Source organism: Streptomyces sp. NPDC002206, assembly GCF_053593595.1.
The window spans coordinates 1-15,773 of the sequence record NZ_JBSFCW010000009.1; the positions used below are offsets into that span (position 1 = coordinate 1).

Here is a 15,773-nt window from a genome sequence, read left to right on the forward strand (position 1 = left end):
TGCAACGTCGCACCGATGTCCGACGTCCGGGTCGTGGTCATCGACTGCACCGACACCGGCGCATCCCCACCGACCGCCACCGACCCGACCTGGATCTTGCGGCTGACCCTCCGGTCGGCGAGCTTGGTCGGAACGGACGGCATTCCGAGAGAAATCGCAGTCATGCGCTGAGCATCCCCAAGGTGTGGATCAAGGTCCCGAGATCGGCGGGCTCCGACCTTCGAGGTTACGCCACGGGTGGGATCCCGGAGCACACCGCATCCCCAAGTGAGCACAAAGGTGGTCGGCCGGACACCGGGTGTATGTCCGGCCGCCACCCGTGGTGCACGCGGTGCGGGCGGCGCGCAGGGTGCGATCCGCGCACCTGGCCGGTCAGGAAATCTTCACCGGGTTGACGATGTCGGCCACCAGGACCAGCAGTGTGAAGCAGATGAAGACGCCGGCGACGACATAGGCGACCGGCATCAGCTTGGCCACGTCGAAGGGGCCGGGGTCGGGGCGCTTGAAGACCCGCGCCACGTTGCGCCGCACGGACTCCCAGAGCGCTCCCGCGATGTGCCCGCCGTCGAGCGGCAGCAGGGGCAGCATGTTGAAGAGGAACAGCGAGAGGTTGAAGCCCGCGAGCAGGAACAGCATCATCGCGATCTGGTTCGTCGCAGGGACGTCCAGCGTCATCACCTCGCCGCCGATCCTGGCCGCACCGACCACGCCGACCGGGGAATCCGCTGCTCGCTCCCCGTCGCTGAAGGCCGCGTTCCACAGGCTCGGGATCTTGGACGGGAGGGCGATGATCGAGTCGACGCCGTTCTCGATCATGTCGCCCATGCGGACGACCGAGTCGCCGAAGGAGAGCGGGACGATGTCCGTCCGAGCGGCGAAGCCGAGGTATCCGGCCGGGACAAACTTGCCGGGCACCACCTCGCCGTTGGAGTCCTTCTCGGCCACCGAGTTCTTCTGCAGCACGGCGTGGAGGGTCTTCTCCTGGCCGTCGCGCTGGACGGTGATGGTGGCGGGACCGATGGTCTCGCGGATCCGGTCGGAGAGGGTGGCCCAGTCGTCCACCTTCCGGCCGTCGAAGGCGACGATCTTGTCGCCCTTCTTCAGTCCGGCGGCCTGCGCGGGCGAGACCGGGTCGCTCTTCTTACAGGCGTCGCGCTTCTCGCTCTGTGCGATCACGCACTTCTGGACACCCGCGACCTCGGTGGTCTGGGTCTGGAAGCCGAAGCTCATCGCGACCCCGAGGAAGATCGCGACGGCCAGGATCAGGTTCATGAACGGTCCGGCGAACATCACGATCACGCGCTTCCACGGCTTGCGCGTGTAGAAGAGACGCTTCTCGTCACCCGGTTCGAGTTCCTCGAAGGCGGCCTCTCTGGCGTCCTCGATCATGCCGCGCCACGGCGAGGTGGAGCGCGCTTCCAGCCGCCCGTCCGGACCGGGCGGGAACATGCCGATCATGCGGATGTAGCCACCGGCCGGAATCGCCTTGATCCCGTACTCGGTGTCGCCCTTCTTCCGCGACCAGATGGTCGGTCCGAAGCCGACCATGTACTGCGGGACGCGGATGCCGAAGAGCTTCGCGGTCGACAGGTGACCCAGCTCGTGCCAGGCGATCGAGAACAGCAGGCCGATGGCGAAGACGACGATGCCCAGAATCGTCAACAGGACCGTCGTAATACTCATGCGCGCGCCTCCGCTGTCGCTTTCGCCGAGAGTTCCCGAGCCCGGGCCCGCGCCCAGGTCTCCGCTTCCAGGACGTCTGCGACCGTGAGTGAAGTTCCCGTCGGCGGTGTGCCGTGTTCGGCCACCACCGCCGTGACCGTATCCATGATTCCGTTGAACGGCAGCTGTCCTGCCAGGAAAGCGTCCACGCACTCCTCGTTCGCGGCGTTGAACACCGCCGGGGCGGTGCCGCCGAGCGTGCCCACGTGCCTGGCCAGTCCCACGGACGGGAAGGCGTCGTTGTCGAGCGGGAAGAACTCCCAGGTGGAGGCCTTCGACCAGTCGAATGCGGGTGCCGCGTCCGGGACGCGCTCCGGCCAGCCGAGGCCGATGGCAATCGGTCCGCGCATGTCCGGCGGGGTGGCCTGGGCGAGGGTGGAGCCGTCGGTGAACTCCACCATGGAGTGAACGTACGACTGAGGGTGGACGACGACCTCGATCCGGTCGAACGGGATGTCGTAGAGAAGATGAGCCTCGATGACCTCCAGTCCCTTGTTGACGAGGGTGGCGGAATTGATCGTGATGACCGGGCCCATGGCCCAGGTCGGGTGCGCGAGGGCCTGCTCGCGCGTGACGTTCGCCAGCTCGCTCTTCGTCCGTCCCCGGAAGGGGCCGCCGGAGGCGGTGACCACAAGCTTGCGCACGTCGGCACGGCTGCCGGCGGCGAGCGCCTGGAAGAGCGCGGCGTGCTCGGAGTCGACCGGGATGATCTGGCCGGGCTTGGCCACTGCCTTCACCAGCGGGCCGCCGACGATCAGCGACTCCTTGTTGGCGAGGGCGAGCGTGCGGCCCGCCTCGAGCGCGGCGAGCGTGGGGGCGAGGCCGATCGAGCCGGTGATTCCGTTGAGCACGGTGTGGCAGTCGCTCCCGGCGAGCTGCGTGGCGGCGTCCGGACCCGCCAGGATCTCGGGCAGCGGCTCCCCGGCCCCGTACTGCTCGCGCAGCGCCTCGCGAAGGGCCGGCACCGCGTCCGGTGCGGCGACGGCCACGGTGCGCACCTTCAGTTGCCGCGCCTGCTCGGCGAGGAGGGCAACCCGGCCGCCTGCGGCGGAGAGCGCGGTGACGCGGAAGCGGTCGGGGTTGCGCAGCACCAGGTCGATGGCCTGGGTGCCGATGGACCCGGTGGAGCCGAGGATGACGAGATCCCGGCGGCCTTCCGCTGCGTCGAAGACGAGATGCGGGTCGGCGAGGGGGGCAGGACTGTCGCTCATGCCCCCCATTGTTGCCGCATCGGCCCAGCGGGTTGACAGCGCGTCCCGGAGAATTCCGGGAGGAGCAGCTCCGGCGGCTTTCCTGTGAATGTCGGCAGCCGCCGGGCCACGGCCCACCGAACCCGGTTCGCGAGGAGCTCGTCGCGCTGCTGCACGAGCCGGGCCGGCCGGGCAGGGACGATCGCATACGGGGCGTGCCGGAGCAGCTGGGCGAGCGCGGCGATCATGCTGCGCGGAACTTGGTCCACTGCGCGGTCATGATGTCCTGCGGGATGCCGCCGATGTCCTTGGTGCCGGGGATCTCGCCGCGGAAGGCGAGGGTGGTGGAGCCGGAGCGGACGACGGTGAGGTATTCGTACAGCTTCAGCTTCCCCTTCACGTCGAGGATGGTGAAGCGGTAGGCCTTGGCCTCGTCGGCCTCGGCCGCGAAGTCGGGTGCCTCGGCGGGCTCGACCTTCAGATACTTCGCGCTCGCAAGGGCCCGCTCCTCGGTGAATCCCCCGGCGCAGTCCTTGCCGGCCTTGTCGAGTGCCTTCATGACCTCGGCCGCATCGCCGTTGGAGTAGGACCGGAGGGTGACATCGACGGTGATGCCGAGCATCTCGCCGGGGATGTCGACCTTGCGTTGGACCTGCGCGGCGGGGTCGTGGTCGCTGACATCACCGGCGAGACTGACGAGCGGCTGGCAGCCGGCGGGATCTGCGGTGTAGGAGTCGCCGAGTGGACCGTCGAGGGTGTACTCGGAGGCTGTGTACTTTCCGACGGTCTGCCCGTCGGTGAACGAAGCCGCCTTGAGCTGTGCCTCGCTGAGCGCCTTGGGTCCATGGGCCGCCGCCGAGGGCTTGTCGTCCCTCCCTGAGCCGCCGGACCCGCCCGGACCACCCGAACTGTCCTTGTCACTGCTGCACCCGGTTGCTCCCAGAGCCATCACGACTGCAATCGTCACGGCCGCGGCTCCGCGCCACTGTCCGCGCCGGATACCCACCCCGAACATCCCTGCCCCCATTTCGCTGTTGGTGATGCTGGTTCTTCTGCAGGTTCTGCAGGTCGTGCTGGAGTCCGTCGTTCTTGATCGACGCCCGATTGTGCTGCATGCCCACTGCATGCCCACCGTTCCGGTCCTGCCGAGCGCGCCTACTTCGACATCGGGTGCGCGCACAGGGCCTTGTTCCGGGCGCTGTATTCCAGGTGGAGCAGCCAGTCCTTGCCCCAGCACTTGTCTCCGTCCGAGATCCAGAACTCGGCCTCGGGCGAGCTGCATCCGACCTCTTCCAGGTCCTGGTCGGGCCACTCCGCGTTGTTACGGACACAGTCTCCGGCCGTGAACGTGGGCCGGGTGTCGGGGATCAGCCCGGGTACGACGACAGTGGCGAGCGCCAGGACCAGGACGGTCATGATGGCGAGCGCGGGCGGGCGGGCCAGGACACGGCGGCCGGGGGCGAGTTGAGGACGCAGATTTCCCACCGGGTGGGGCAGGGAACGGATGCGGGAGCGGGCACCGATGTTCATCAGCATGGTGACCGGAGCGGCGAACACGGACAGCAGGCCCCACCAGCCCTGCCACAGGGTGTCGGACGTCATCCGGCGGTAGGTCGCGGTTCCGCAGGTACGGCAGAAGGTGCCTTCCTCGGTCAGGAAGCGGAGCGTGATGACAAGACCCTGGTGTCCGCGCACGACGGTGTGGACGGCGGGTACAGCACCGCAGATGTGACACGACACGACGGATCCGAACGAAGGAAGAGGGTGGTGGGGCGGCGTGGACATGAGAACTCCCGGGAACGGCGTGGGCCCAGGAACCCTAACGGTTCGTGAGTTCCGCGAACTCCGCGAATGCCTCGTGAAACTGCGGGAACGTCTTCCGCACGCAGCCGGGATCGTCGTAGGTGATGCCGGGAACCCTCAGGCCCGCGACGGCGAACGACATCACGATGCGGTGATCGCCGTGGGTGACGATCTCAGTGGGGTGCGGTGTACCGGGGTGGATCCCGATCCAGTCCGGACCGGTCTCGACGGTGATGCCCATCCTCCGCAGGTTCTGCGCACAGGCCTCCAGCCGGTCGCACTCCTTGACCCGGGTGTTGCCGACGTCCTCGATGCGTACCGGGCCCGAGGCGAAGGGCGCGAGTGCGGCCAGCGTCGGCATGGTGTCGGAGATGTCGCGCATGTTGACCGTGAGCCCGCGGAGCGTGCCACTGGATCGGACGGTGGTGGAATCCGAGGTGCTGCGCACATCGGCGCCCATGCGGCGTAGTACGTCGACGAACCGCAGGTCGCCCTGGAGTGCGTCCTTGCCGAGGCCGGCGACGGTGACCTCGTGGCCGGTGAGGGCTGCTGCGGCGAAGAAGTAGCTCGCGGTGGATGCGTCGGGTTCGATGGCGTAGGGCGTGGCCCGGTAGCCGCCGGGCGGCACGGTGAAGACGTTGTTGTCGTGGCCGCCGCGGGTCACCTCGACGCCGAAGCTGCGCATCATCGCGAGGGTGATCTCGACGTACGGAGCGGAGACCAGGTCGGTGACGGTGATCCGGAGCCCTTCCGCCGTCAGCGGCCCGAGCATCAGCAGTGCGGTGAGGTACTGGGAGGACTCCCCCGCATCCAGGGCGAGTTCGCCGCCCTTGATCCCGGATGCGGTGACCCGCAGCGGGTGGTGGCCCTCGGCTGCCTCGTGGCGCAGATCGACACCGAGCGCGCGCAGGGCCCCGGTGAGCGGGGCAAGGGGCCGGCGGCGCATCTGCGCGGAGGCGTCGAAGCGGTACGAGCCGGAGGCTGCGGCCGCGGCGAGGGTGGGCAGGAAGCGTGCCGTGGTGGCGCCGTCGCGGCAGTGGACGTCGGCCTCGGTGGCGGCGGGTCCGGCCGGGCGGCCCTCGATGTGCCAGCGGTCCGCTTCCTTCGCGACGTCGTAGCCAAGGCGCGCAAGGCCCTCGGCAAAGCCCTCGGTGTCGTCCGAGCACAGGGGACGTACGAGGGTGCTGGTGCCCTCCGCGGCAGCGGCCAGGAAGAGGGCGCGTGCGGTGACGGACTTGGAGCCGGGGATGTGGATGACGGTCACGGGTCCCCATCCTGCCGTGCGGCGCGCGGCCGGGCGGGGTGCGTCCAGCGAGTGGACGCACCCCGCCCGGCCGGCCCGGCTGTCCGACGGTCAGCGGATGGTGCGGTGAACGTTTTCCCTGGTGGCCGGGCCGGGGGTGGCGTCGGCAATCCAAGGGCCTTCGCCGCTCGGGTCGACGACCCCCTCCTCCAGCCAGGTGTACGCACCGGTCAGGACGGCATCGACCACGCGTCGGTCGAGGTTGTCCGTGTTGGACCAGAGGCGGGTGAAGAGTTCCTCGGTCCGGATGCGGGACTGGTGGCAGAAGGCGTCGGCGAGTTGGTAGGCCTCTCGGCCGTGATCACCTGTGGTGCGCAGATGTTCGGCGCGGACGCAGGCGGCGCTCATCGCGAAGAGTTCCGCTCCGATGTCGACGATCCTGCCGAGAAAGCCCTGCTTGGTCTCCATGCGGCCCTGCCAGCGCGACATCGCGTAGAAGGTGGAGCGGGCCAGCTTGCGGGCGGAGCGTTCGACGTAACGCAGATGGGTGGAAAGGTCCGGGTGGCCGGACGGATGGAACTCGCTGTAGGTGCGCGGGAGTTGTCCTGGGCCCGCGACCAGTTTGGGCAGCCAGCGGGCATAGAAGCCGGCCGCGTTCGCTCCCGCCTTCGCCTTGGCGGAGAGAGGTTTGTCGGGGTCGATCAAGTCACCCGCGACCTTCAGATGGGCGTCGACGGCCTCACGGGCGATCAGTAGATGCATGATCTCCGTGGAGCCCTCGAAGATCCGGTTGATCCGCAGATCCCGCAGGAGTTGTTCGGCGGGGACGGCACGCTCGCCCCGGGCGGCGAGGGAGTCGGCGGTCTCGAAGCCCCGGCCGCCGCGGATCTGGACCAGTTCGTCGGCCATCAGACAGCCCATCTCGGAGCCGTACAGCTTGGCCAGGGCCGCTTCGATCCGGATGTCGTTGCGGTCTTCGTCCGCCATCTGGGAGGCGAGATCGACGACGGCTTCCAGGGCGAAGGTGGTGGCGGCGATGAAGGAGATCTTGGCGCCGACAGCTTCGTGCCGGGCAACCGGCCTGCCCCACTGCTCGCGGACCGCCGACCATTCGCGGGCGATCTTCAGGCACCACTTCCCGGCGCCGACACACATGGCGGGCAGGGACAGCCGTCCCGTGTTGAGGGTGGTGAGGGCGATCTTGAGGCCGGCGCCTTCGGGGCCGATGCGGTTGGCGGCCGGGACCCGGACGCGGTGGAAGCGGGTCACGCCGTTCTCGAGCCCGCGCAGCCCCATGAAGGCGTTGCGGTTCTCCACGGTGATGCCCGGGGCGTCCGCCTCCACGACGAACGCGGTGATGCCGCCCTTGTGGCCGACCGACTTCGGGACACGGGCCATGACGACCAGCAGGTCGGCGACGACACCATTGGTCGTCCACAGCTTCACACCGTCGAGGACGTAGTCGGAACCGTCCGGAACGGCCGAGGTGGCGAGCCGGGCAGGGTCGGAGCCGACATCCGGTTCGGTGAGAAGGAACGCCGAGATGTCGGTACGGGCGAGCCGGGGCAGGAACGTGTCCTTCTGCTCCTGGGTGCCGAAGAGCTTCAGCGGCTGCGGTACGCCGATGGACTGGTGGGCGGAGAGCAGCGCGCCGATCGCCGGGTTGGCGGAGCCGACCAGGGAGAGGGCCCTGTTGTAGTAGACCTGGGTCAGTCCCAGGCCGCCGTACTTCGGGTCGATCTTCATCCCGAGGGCGCCGAGCTCCTTGAGGCCGTTGATGACCTCGTCGGGGATCTTCGCCTCACGCTCGATCAGGGCGCCGTCGATCTTGGTTTCGCAGAAGTCGCGCAACCGGGCGAGGAACGCCTCGCCGCGCCGGACGTCGTCGGCGGCCGGCTGTGGATGCGGATGGATCAGGTCCAGCCGGAAGCGGCCGAGGAAGAGTTCCTTGGCGAAACTGGGCTTGCGCCAGTCCTGCTCGCGTGCGGCTTCGGCCACTTGACGCGCTTCACGCTCGGTGACCTTGGGCGTGTTCTTTGGAGCGGATGGTGCGGTCATGAGGAGCTCACCTCGCCGCGTTGTCGGTGGGCGGACCCGGCCGGTCCGCGCGGAGCGCGCATGCGCGCGCCTGCCGAGGCATACCAACCGGTGCTACTCGTCCGTATGTACCCGATTCCTGCCGCCCTCACCAGCCCTCCGACGCCGATCGGGTCGCGAGCCACTCCAGTGGCACGTTCAGCTGGCGAACTGCGGTCGGGACGGGTGGGAGGGGAAACAGAAACGGCCGGAGCCCCCGCACAGTGGGCTCCGGCCGTTCGTCTGCCGCCTGCTGTCGTGCTGTCCAGGCGGATTACAGGCGGCTGTGGTGGATCGGTTCGATCCTGCTTACGGACTACAGGGCGAGGCCGGTGAGAACCAGCACGCGCTCGTAGGTGTAGTCGTCCATCGCGTAGCGAACACCCTCGCGGCCGACGCCGGACTGCTTGGCTCCGCCGTACGGCATCTGGTCGGCGCGGTAGGACGGGACGTCACCGATGATGACGCCGCCGACCTCGAGGGCGCGGTGGGCGCGGAACGCGGTCTGCAGGTCGTGTGTGAACACACCTGCCTGCAGGCCGTACTTGGACGAGTTGACGGAGGCGAAGGCCTCGGCCTCGCCATCCACCTTCTGAATGGTGAGCACCGGTCCGAACACCTCCTCGGAGGCGAGGGTGACGCCGTCCGGGAGCTCCGTCAGCACGGTCGGCGCGTAGGTCGCACCATCCCGCTTGCCGCCGGCGAGGAGTTGGGCGCCGGCCTGCACGGCCTCGTCGACCCAGGACTCGACGCGCTTGGCGGCGTCCTCGTTGACCAGCGGGCCGACATCGGTCGCGGCGTCGGACGGGTCACCGGTGACCTGAGCCTCGACGGCCGCGACGATCTTCGGAACGAGCCGGTCGTAGACCGCGGCGTCCGCGATGACGCGCTGCACCGAGATGCAGGACTGGCCGCCCTGGTAGTTGGAGAAGGTCGCGATACGGGTCGCGGCCCAGTCCAGGTCCTCTTCGGAGGCGTAGTCGCCGAGGACGACCGCCGCGCCGTTGCCGCCGAGCTCCAGGGTGCAGTGCTTGCGCGGCACCGACTCCATGATCGAGTAGCCGACGGCCGCCGACCCGGTGAAGGAGATCACGGGCAGCCGCTCGTCCTGCACGAGGGCGGGCATGCGGTCGTTGGGCACCGTGAGCACGGACCACGAACCGGCCGGAAGGTCCGTCTCGGCCAGCAGCTCACCGAGGATCAGCGACGAGATCGGGGTGGCCGGGGCGGGCTTCAGGATGATCGGGACGCCGACGGCGATGGCCGGGGCCACCTTGTGGGCGCTCAGGTTCAGCGGGAAGTTGAAGGGCGCGATACCGAGGACCGTGCCGCGCGGGAAGCGGCGGGTCAGCCCGAGACGACCGGTGCCACCGGCGTCGGTGTCGAGGCGCTGGGCCTCGCCGCTGTTGAAGCGGCGGGCTTCCTCGGAGGCGAACCGGAACACGGAGACGGCGCGGCCGACCTCACCGCGGGCCCACTTGATGGGCTTGCCGTTCTCGGCGGAGATCAGCTGGGCGATCTCCTCGGTGCGCTCCACGAGACGCCGTACGACGTGGTCGAGCGCGGCGGCGCGGACGTGGGCAGGCGTCGCGGCGAACTCCTCGCGCACGGCGTGCGCGGCGGCGACGGCCTCCTCGATCTGCGCGTCGGTCGGCACGCTGACCGTGCCGACGAGACGACCGTCCCAGGGGTTGGTGACGTCGAAGCTGTCCTCGCCGGTGGCCTGGCGGCCGGCGAGCCAGAAGGCGTGGGTGGAAGTCATGGAGGTTCCGGCCCTTCGGAGTCGTGGGGTGTCCTGCTCCCCCACCGTAGGGCCGTACGGTCGGCCTGGCGTTTGTCCGGTACGGAGCAGAAGCGGGCAGGCATGCGCCGGTTTGTCGGATGACCCGGACCGCCGGGACGGTTCACCACGACCGTCCGGCAAGCAGTTACGTGCCCAGGGGCCGGACGGGCCTTCATCTCACGGCGTCGTCGCGGAACTCGTGGCCTTCAGTGCCAGCCACAGCTCCATCCGCACATCCGGGTCGTCCAGGGAACGGCCCAGGATCTCCTCCACCCGTCGCATCCGGTACCGCAGGGTGTGGCGGTGCACGCCCAGGTCGGCCGCGGCCGCGTCCCACTGGCCGTGGTGGCTGAGCCAGGCGCGCAGCGAGGCGACCAGGTCGCCGCGGCCCTTCGCGTCGTGTTCGCGCAGGGCGCGGAGCATGCCGTCCGCGAAGGCCCGGACCGCGTCGTCCGCAAGCAGCGGCAGGACCGAGCCGGCCGCCAGCTCCTCGTGCTCGACCAAGGCCCTGCCCCTGCGGCGGGCGACCGAGAGTGCCTGTTCGGCCTGCTTGTACGCGGTGGAGACGGCGGTCGGGCCTGCCGGTGCGGACAGCCCGACGACCACCTCGGTGTCCTCCGGTGCCGCCTGGTCGTGCGGGGTTCGCTCCTCCTGGGCCTCCGCGTATGCCGCGCAGGCCGCGACGGCCGCACCGCCGTTCGCGGCGAGGACGACGAGCCGTTCTCCTTCGGGAACCATCAGCAGGGCCTCCCCGGAACGGGCGGCCGCCGACTCCATCGCCTCGCCGAGCGGTGCCGGTGTCGCCGGATCGGACGCCTCCGCGATCAGCAGGCGGAACGGGGCGTCGAGCAGCCCTCCGTACAGGTCTCCGGCAACGGCCCGCGCATGGTCCGGCTGGCCGGCGAGGAGCATCCGGAGTACCGCAGCGCCCAGCCGCTGTTCGGCGCCTTGAAGGGCGCGGGAGCGGGCGGTGGTGAGGGTCAGCAGGGCGACGGCCGAGTGCACGGCGTAGCGCTCGGCGGTGCCGAGGGCGGACCCGGTGCCCACGGCCAGCGCGCCGCGGGCCCGGCGGCCGGTACCCAGGGTCTGGAGCTCGACCCGGTCGTCGGTGTCACCGACGACGACGCTCGCCGGGGCGGGGCGGTCCCGCAGGCGTTCCACATCGGGGGTGAGCCGGGCCGCTCTGCGGGCGGCCCAGTCGGGGGCGGCGGCTACGACGGCGCCGGAGGCGTCGTACAGCGCGGCCCAGCCGTCGACCTGGGCGGCGAGTCGGCTGAGAAGTTCACCGGGGCCCTCCCCGGCGAGTGCGGCCTTGGTGAGATCACGCTGGGCCTCGAAGCCCGCTGTCACGGCCCGGTACTGGTCGGCGGCGATCGCCGAGGAGACGGCCTTGGCGATGGCGAGGAAGGCGGTGCGGCGCGGGACTTCGAGGAGCGGCAGTCCCGCCTCCTCGGCGGCGTCGATCAGCGGCTGCGGCACCTCGTCGTAGTTGACGCCCACGGCGAAGCCGAGCCCGACGACTCCGGCGGCGGCCAGTCGGCGCACGTACCGACGCATCGCTTCGGGGTTCTCGGCGTCGAGGTTGGTGGCGGTGATGAGGAGGAGTTCGCCGCCCTCCATGTACGGGACCGGGTCGGCCAGCTCGCTGGCGTGAGCCCAGCGGACCGGCGCGTCGAGCCGGTCCGCCCCCGCACGCACCGTGAGTTTGAGCGCCGAATGCTGGACGAGCGAGGCGAGAGTAGGGGGCATGGGGACCGCGGGACCTTCGGGAGTCGATTTCGCCGTCCCGTACGAACGGCTCCTGCCGATTCTGCCAGGACGGCAGGGTCCGCCGTAACCACTCTCAGTGATCCGGCACCGCCGCGACCCACCGGATCCGCCGCGTCGGACCCGGCCCGCACGTCATGGCCGCCGCCCGGCCCCGGTTCAGCCGTTCAGGTTCACCAGCAGGGGCGGTGCGTGCTCCCCTCGCACCGTCGTCAGAGACAGCACCGCGTGTCCGGCCGGGACGCGATGGGCCAGTTCGGAGGCCGACCAGCGTTCGCGCTCGACCTGGCGCACGGTCACCGCGTCCGTGGTCACCGCCTTGCCGGTGACCAGCTTGCGGAAGGCGTGGATGGCCCGGGTCATCGGCTGGTCGGCGAAGACCGTGCGCTGGGTGACGTCCCGGGTCTCGACCCATTCCGTACCCCATGCCTCGGCGAACCGCTTGCCGTCCCAGGTGGTGATCCCGGAGAACGCCATCCGGCAGCCGACCGCGCCCAGCAGCGCCGTGTGCAGGCTCTCCGGGACGTCGTCGAGGGTGCGCAGCGTGAGCACGGCCCCGGCGTGCGCGGAGCGCAGCCGCTGGATGCCGCGGATGGTGTCGGGGGTCAGGGCGCGGGTCGCGTCGTCGAGGACCAGGCAGGCGAAGAGCGAGCGGTCGGCGCGGGCGGCGGCGCTCGCCGTGAACTGGGCGAGGACGAGACGGGCCAGCATCCGCGACGCCTCGGCATGGCCGCGTTCGGGCAGATCGATGCGGACCCGGAGCGGGTGCTCCAGGGCCCGCAGGGAGAAGGGGCGGGCCTTGCCCGTGGTGTCGAAGAAATCGGCGAACGCGGGCCGGTCGAGCAGCGCGACCCGGTCGGCGAGTGCGGGTCCCGGGTCTCCGGGAGCGCCGGACTGGCGGGCGCGGGCGTCGAGTTCGCGGTGCATGCTCTGCCCACCCGCCGCGTCGACGGCCTCGCGCAGGGCCGCGAGCGCGACCGGGACACCGTCCAGCAGCTCCCGCAGCTCGGGGACGGAGGGAAAGCGGCCGTGGGCGGCGCGGTAGGGGCCGAGGAGCTGCGCGAGGGCGGTGGCGGCTCGCCTGTTGTCCACTTCGGGGAGGTCTCCGACGAGCCCCTCGGCCAGCACGGCCGCGGCTTCGTCGGGGTCGGTGGTGCCGCCGTAGAGGTCGAGATCGTGGACGGAGGCCGGGTCGCCGAGCCTGACCACGACGTCGAACCCCTCGTCGGCGCCGAGTTGGGTGCCGGTGGCGCATACCGCGACGACGGCGGCCCGTCCGGCGAGCGCCTGAAGGGCGAGGGATTCGACGACGGGCCGGATCAGTGCGTGGCTCTTGCCCGCCCCCGGCGGTCCGACAGCGAGCAGGGAGGTGCCGAGCAGCCCGGGGTCGAGGGCGACTCCGCTGCCGCGGCGCGCATAGGGGTTGCGCTCGTTGTCGTCGACCGTGCCGAGCCTGACCTGGTCGACGAGCAGATCGTGCCGGGCGGCGCGGACCGGGAGATCGCGCGCGCCGGACGGGTGGGTGCAGGCGGCGGCGCCGTTGCGCAGCACGGTGTCGGTGAAGGCGGGCAGCCGGGTGCTGTCGGCACGTACGGAGGTCCAGGCGCGTCGGATACGGGCGTAGTCGACGTCGTTCATCCGGCCCGACCGGGCCTCCTGGGCGAGCTTGGCTGCCGCCCGGTCCTGTCCGGCGGCGCGCAGGTCGGGCCACTCGGCCGGATCGTCCGGGCCGCCCGCCGCCCGGGCCTCCGTGTCGTTGCCTGCCTCACGGGCCGTGCCCCGGTCCGCGGTTGCGCGCGCGCTCCCCGAGGTGCCGGCCTGTGCCGTCGGCGGGTGCTCACCTCCGGCGTTCCCGCGGCGCAGCCGGGACCATCGGCCCAGCTTCGCGAACGGCCACACGATCACCAGGGTGATCAGGGCGTACAGCGTGTACGTGACCACGGTGGTCAGGGTGCGGTCGGTGCCCATCCACGGGCCGGCCACGAAGCTGAAGGTGAGCTCCATGCCGGGCACGGTCCCCGTCCACACGAGGATCCAGACCAGCACCGCGCCGGCAGCCGCACCGGCCGCGCGGGCGCCGGGCCCTCGGCCGGCGACCGAGCGTTCGAAAGCAGCGGGCCAGTTACCCAACCGGCCGAACCCGTAGACGATGGCTCCGATGATCAGCAGACGGTAGATGTCGAGCGCGCGTACCGCCCCATGGGTCAGCGGCTGATGGTCGAACGGTCCCCACCATTCGTCGGGGGTGAAGAGTGTCAGCGGGACCCGCCAGTACGGGATGTATCCGTTGCGCCAGAGCGACCAGACGAGGATGCAGGCAAGGAGCGAGATCAGCGCTCCGCTCAGCAGCGTGCGGTCGGGCGTGCGCTCCGCCTCCTCGGCGGGCCGGTCGGTGTGTCCGGACCGCCAGACGCCCGGTTCCGCGAGGGGCCTGGGGATGCGCAGCCAGTCCCCCAGGGAGGGGCCGGTGGCGGGCGCGTGGCCCGGCATGGGCGGCAGTATGGGCGGTGGCGGGCCGGCCGGGCGCGGCACCGAATGACCGGAGCGGGTGCCGCGTGAGTCGTACGTGCCCTCGGTGTCCATGTGCTGTCCCTCGTCCCCTGACCAGCGCCGACCGGTAACCACGGGCGCAGGCGCCCCGATCCCCTCAATCTAGTGCCCAGTAGCACCCCGTCAGACGCTGTCCGGCGGGAAGTCCCGCCACCGGTCGCCAGGCCGTCGCTATGTCCGTGGCGGACAACCGCGTCGGGCCACTTCTCCCGAACGGAACATGCCGGACCCCCGGCCTCGCCCCTAGCCTGCAGACAGAGAAGCGTCCGAAACACCCCCAGGAGCCCCTCATGACCGCAATTCCGCAGGAGCGCCGCGTCGTCACTGCCATTCCCGGCCCGAAGTCGGTGGAGCTGCAGGCCCGCCGTCTCGCGACGGTCGCCGCAGGTGTGGGCTCCACCCTGCCGGTGTTCACCGCCCGCGCAGGCGGCGGCATCATCGAGGACGTGGACGGCAACCGTCTGATCGACTTCGGCTCCGGCATCGCCGTGACGTCGGTCGGCGCCTCCGCCGAGGCCGTCGTACGCCGCGCCTCCGCGCAGCTCGCCGACTTCACCCACACCTGCTTCATGGTCACGCCGTACGAGGGGTACGTCGAGGTCTGCGAGCAGCTCGCCGAGCTGACGCCGGGCGACCACGCCAAGAAGTCCGCGCTGTTCAACTCGGGCGCCGAGGCCGTCGAGAACGCAGTGAAGATCGCCCGTGCCTACACCAAGCGCACCGCGGTCGTCGTCTTCGACCACGGCTACCACGGCCGGACGAACCTGACGATGGCGCTGACCGCCAAGAACATGCCGTACAAGCAGGGCTTCGGTCCGTTCGCGCCCGAGGTCTACCGGGTCCCGGTGGCGTACGGCTACCGCTGGCCGACCGGTGCGGAGAACGCCGGTGCCGAGGCTTCCGCTCAGGCCATCGACCAGATCACGAAGCAGATCGGCGCCGACAACGTCGCCGCGATCATCATCGAGCCGGTGCTCGGCGAGGGTGGCTTCATCGAGCCGGCGAAGGGCTTCCTCCCGGCGATCGCGCAGTTCGCCAAGGACAACGGCATCGTCTTCGTCGCGGACGAGATCCAGTCCGGCTTCTGCCGTACCGGCCAGTGGTTCGCCTGTGAGGACGAGGGCATCGTCCCCGACCTGATCACCACCGCCAAGGGCATCGCGGGCGGTCTGCCGCTCTCCGCCGTGACGGGTCGCGCCGAGATCATGGACGCCGCGCACGCGGGCGGCCTCGGCGGTACGTACGGCGGAAACCCGGTGGCCTGCGCGGGCGCGCTCGGCGCCATCGAGACGATGCGCGAGCTGGACCTCAACGGGAAGGCCAAGCACATCGAGGAGGTCATGAAGGGCCGCCTCGCCGAGATGCAGGCGAAGCTGCCGAACGGCGATGTCATCGGTGACATCCGTGGCCGTGGCGCGATGATCGCGATCGAGCTGGTGAAGGCCGGCACGAAGGACCCGAACCCGGAGGCCGCCGCGACGCTCGCCAAGGCCTGCCACGCGGAGGGCGTGCTCGTCCTCACCTGTGGCACGTACGGCAACGTGCTGCGCTTCCTGCCGCCGCTGGTGATCGGCGAGGACCTGCTCAACGAGGGCCTCGACGTCATCGAGCAGGCTTTCGCCCAGATCTGATCCGATCC

The 15,773-nt window shown here is 70.5% G+C and carries 11 protein-coding genes; 1 reads left to right on the plus strand and 10 read right to left on the minus strand.

Features of this window, described 5'->3' with window-relative positions; translation table 11 throughout:
* The 10 genes from ACWCP8_RS18520 to ACWCP8_RS18565 all read right to left on the minus strand — a co-directional run.
* Positions 1-164 (minus strand): flavodoxin-dependent (E)-4-hydroxy-3-methylbut-2-enyl-diphosphate synthase (locus ACWCP8_RS18520; RefSeq protein WP_352263283.1); only part of this gene is annotated, 164 nt, incomplete at its 3' end.
* Positions 165-372: 208 nt separating this feature from the next.
* Positions 373-1,683, minus strand: a complete 1,311-nt coding sequence (locus tag ACWCP8_RS18525; RefSeq protein WP_352263250.1) for a M50 family metallopeptidase — start codon at positions 1,681-1,683, stop codon at positions 373-375.
* On the minus strand, positions 1,680-2,933 hold the full coding sequence (gene dxr / locus ACWCP8_RS18530) for a 1-deoxy-D-xylulose-5-phosphate reductoisomerase (protein ID WP_352263248.1): 1,254 nt from the start codon (positions 2,931-2,933) through the stop codon (positions 1,680-1,682). Before dxr ends, ACWCP8_RS18525 begins: the two co-directional genes overlap by 4 nt.
* A gap of 223 nt (positions 2,934-3,156) precedes the next feature.
* Positions 3,157-3,879, minus strand: a complete 723-nt coding sequence (locus ACWCP8_RS18535) for a hypothetical protein (protein ID WP_451116966.1) — start codon at positions 3,877-3,879, stop codon at positions 3,157-3,159.
* A 188-nt stretch (positions 3,880-4,067) separates the two neighbouring features.
* Positions 4,068-4,697 (minus strand): LppU/SCO3897 family protein, encoded by a 630-nt coding sequence (locus tag ACWCP8_RS18540; RefSeq protein WP_352263244.1) that lies wholly within the window; start codon positions 4,695-4,697, stop codon positions 4,068-4,070.
* A 34-nt stretch (positions 4,698-4,731) separates the two neighbouring features.
* Positions 4,732-5,979: a 3-phosphoshikimate 1-carboxyvinyltransferase gene (gene aroA / locus ACWCP8_RS18545; RefSeq protein WP_451116968.1), complete on the minus strand. Its 1,248-nt coding sequence runs from the start codon at positions 5,977-5,979 to the stop codon at positions 4,732-4,734.
* A gap of 90 nt (positions 5,980-6,069) precedes the next feature.
* Complete coding sequence (locus ACWCP8_RS18550) at positions 6,070-8,016, minus strand: acyl-CoA dehydrogenase family protein (RefSeq protein ID WP_352263240.1); 1,947 nt, start codon at positions 8,014-8,016, stop codon at positions 6,070-6,072.
* Positions 8,017-8,350: 334 nt separating this feature from the next.
* The gene (locus ACWCP8_RS18555) at positions 8,351-9,796 is read right to left on the minus strand and encodes an aldehyde dehydrogenase family protein (protein WP_352263238.1); all 1,446 of its coding nucleotides are present in this window, start codon (positions 9,794-9,796) and stop codon (positions 8,351-8,353) included.
* A gap of 198 nt (positions 9,797-9,994) precedes the next feature.
* Positions 9,995-11,566 carry a PucR family transcriptional regulator gene (locus tag ACWCP8_RS18560; RefSeq protein ID WP_352263236.1) on the minus strand — a complete coding sequence of 524 codons (1,572 nt, stop codon included), beginning with the start codon at positions 11,564-11,566 and terminating at the stop codon, positions 9,995-9,997.
* Between the two features lie 177 nt (positions 11,567-11,743).
* Entirely contained in the window at positions 11,744-14,167 is a 2,424-nt protein-coding gene (locus ACWCP8_RS18565; RefSeq protein ID WP_352263234.1) for a type IV secretory system conjugative DNA transfer family protein, read from the minus strand.
* Between the two features lie 257 nt (positions 14,168-14,424).
* On the opposite strand from ACWCP8_RS18565, the gene gabT reads away from it, so the two are divergent.
* Entirely contained in the window at positions 14,425-15,765 is a 1,341-nt protein-coding gene (gene gabT, locus ACWCP8_RS18570; protein ID WP_352263232.1) for a 4-aminobutyrate--2-oxoglutarate transaminase, read from the plus strand.
* Positions 15,766-15,773: the final 8 nt, after the last annotated feature.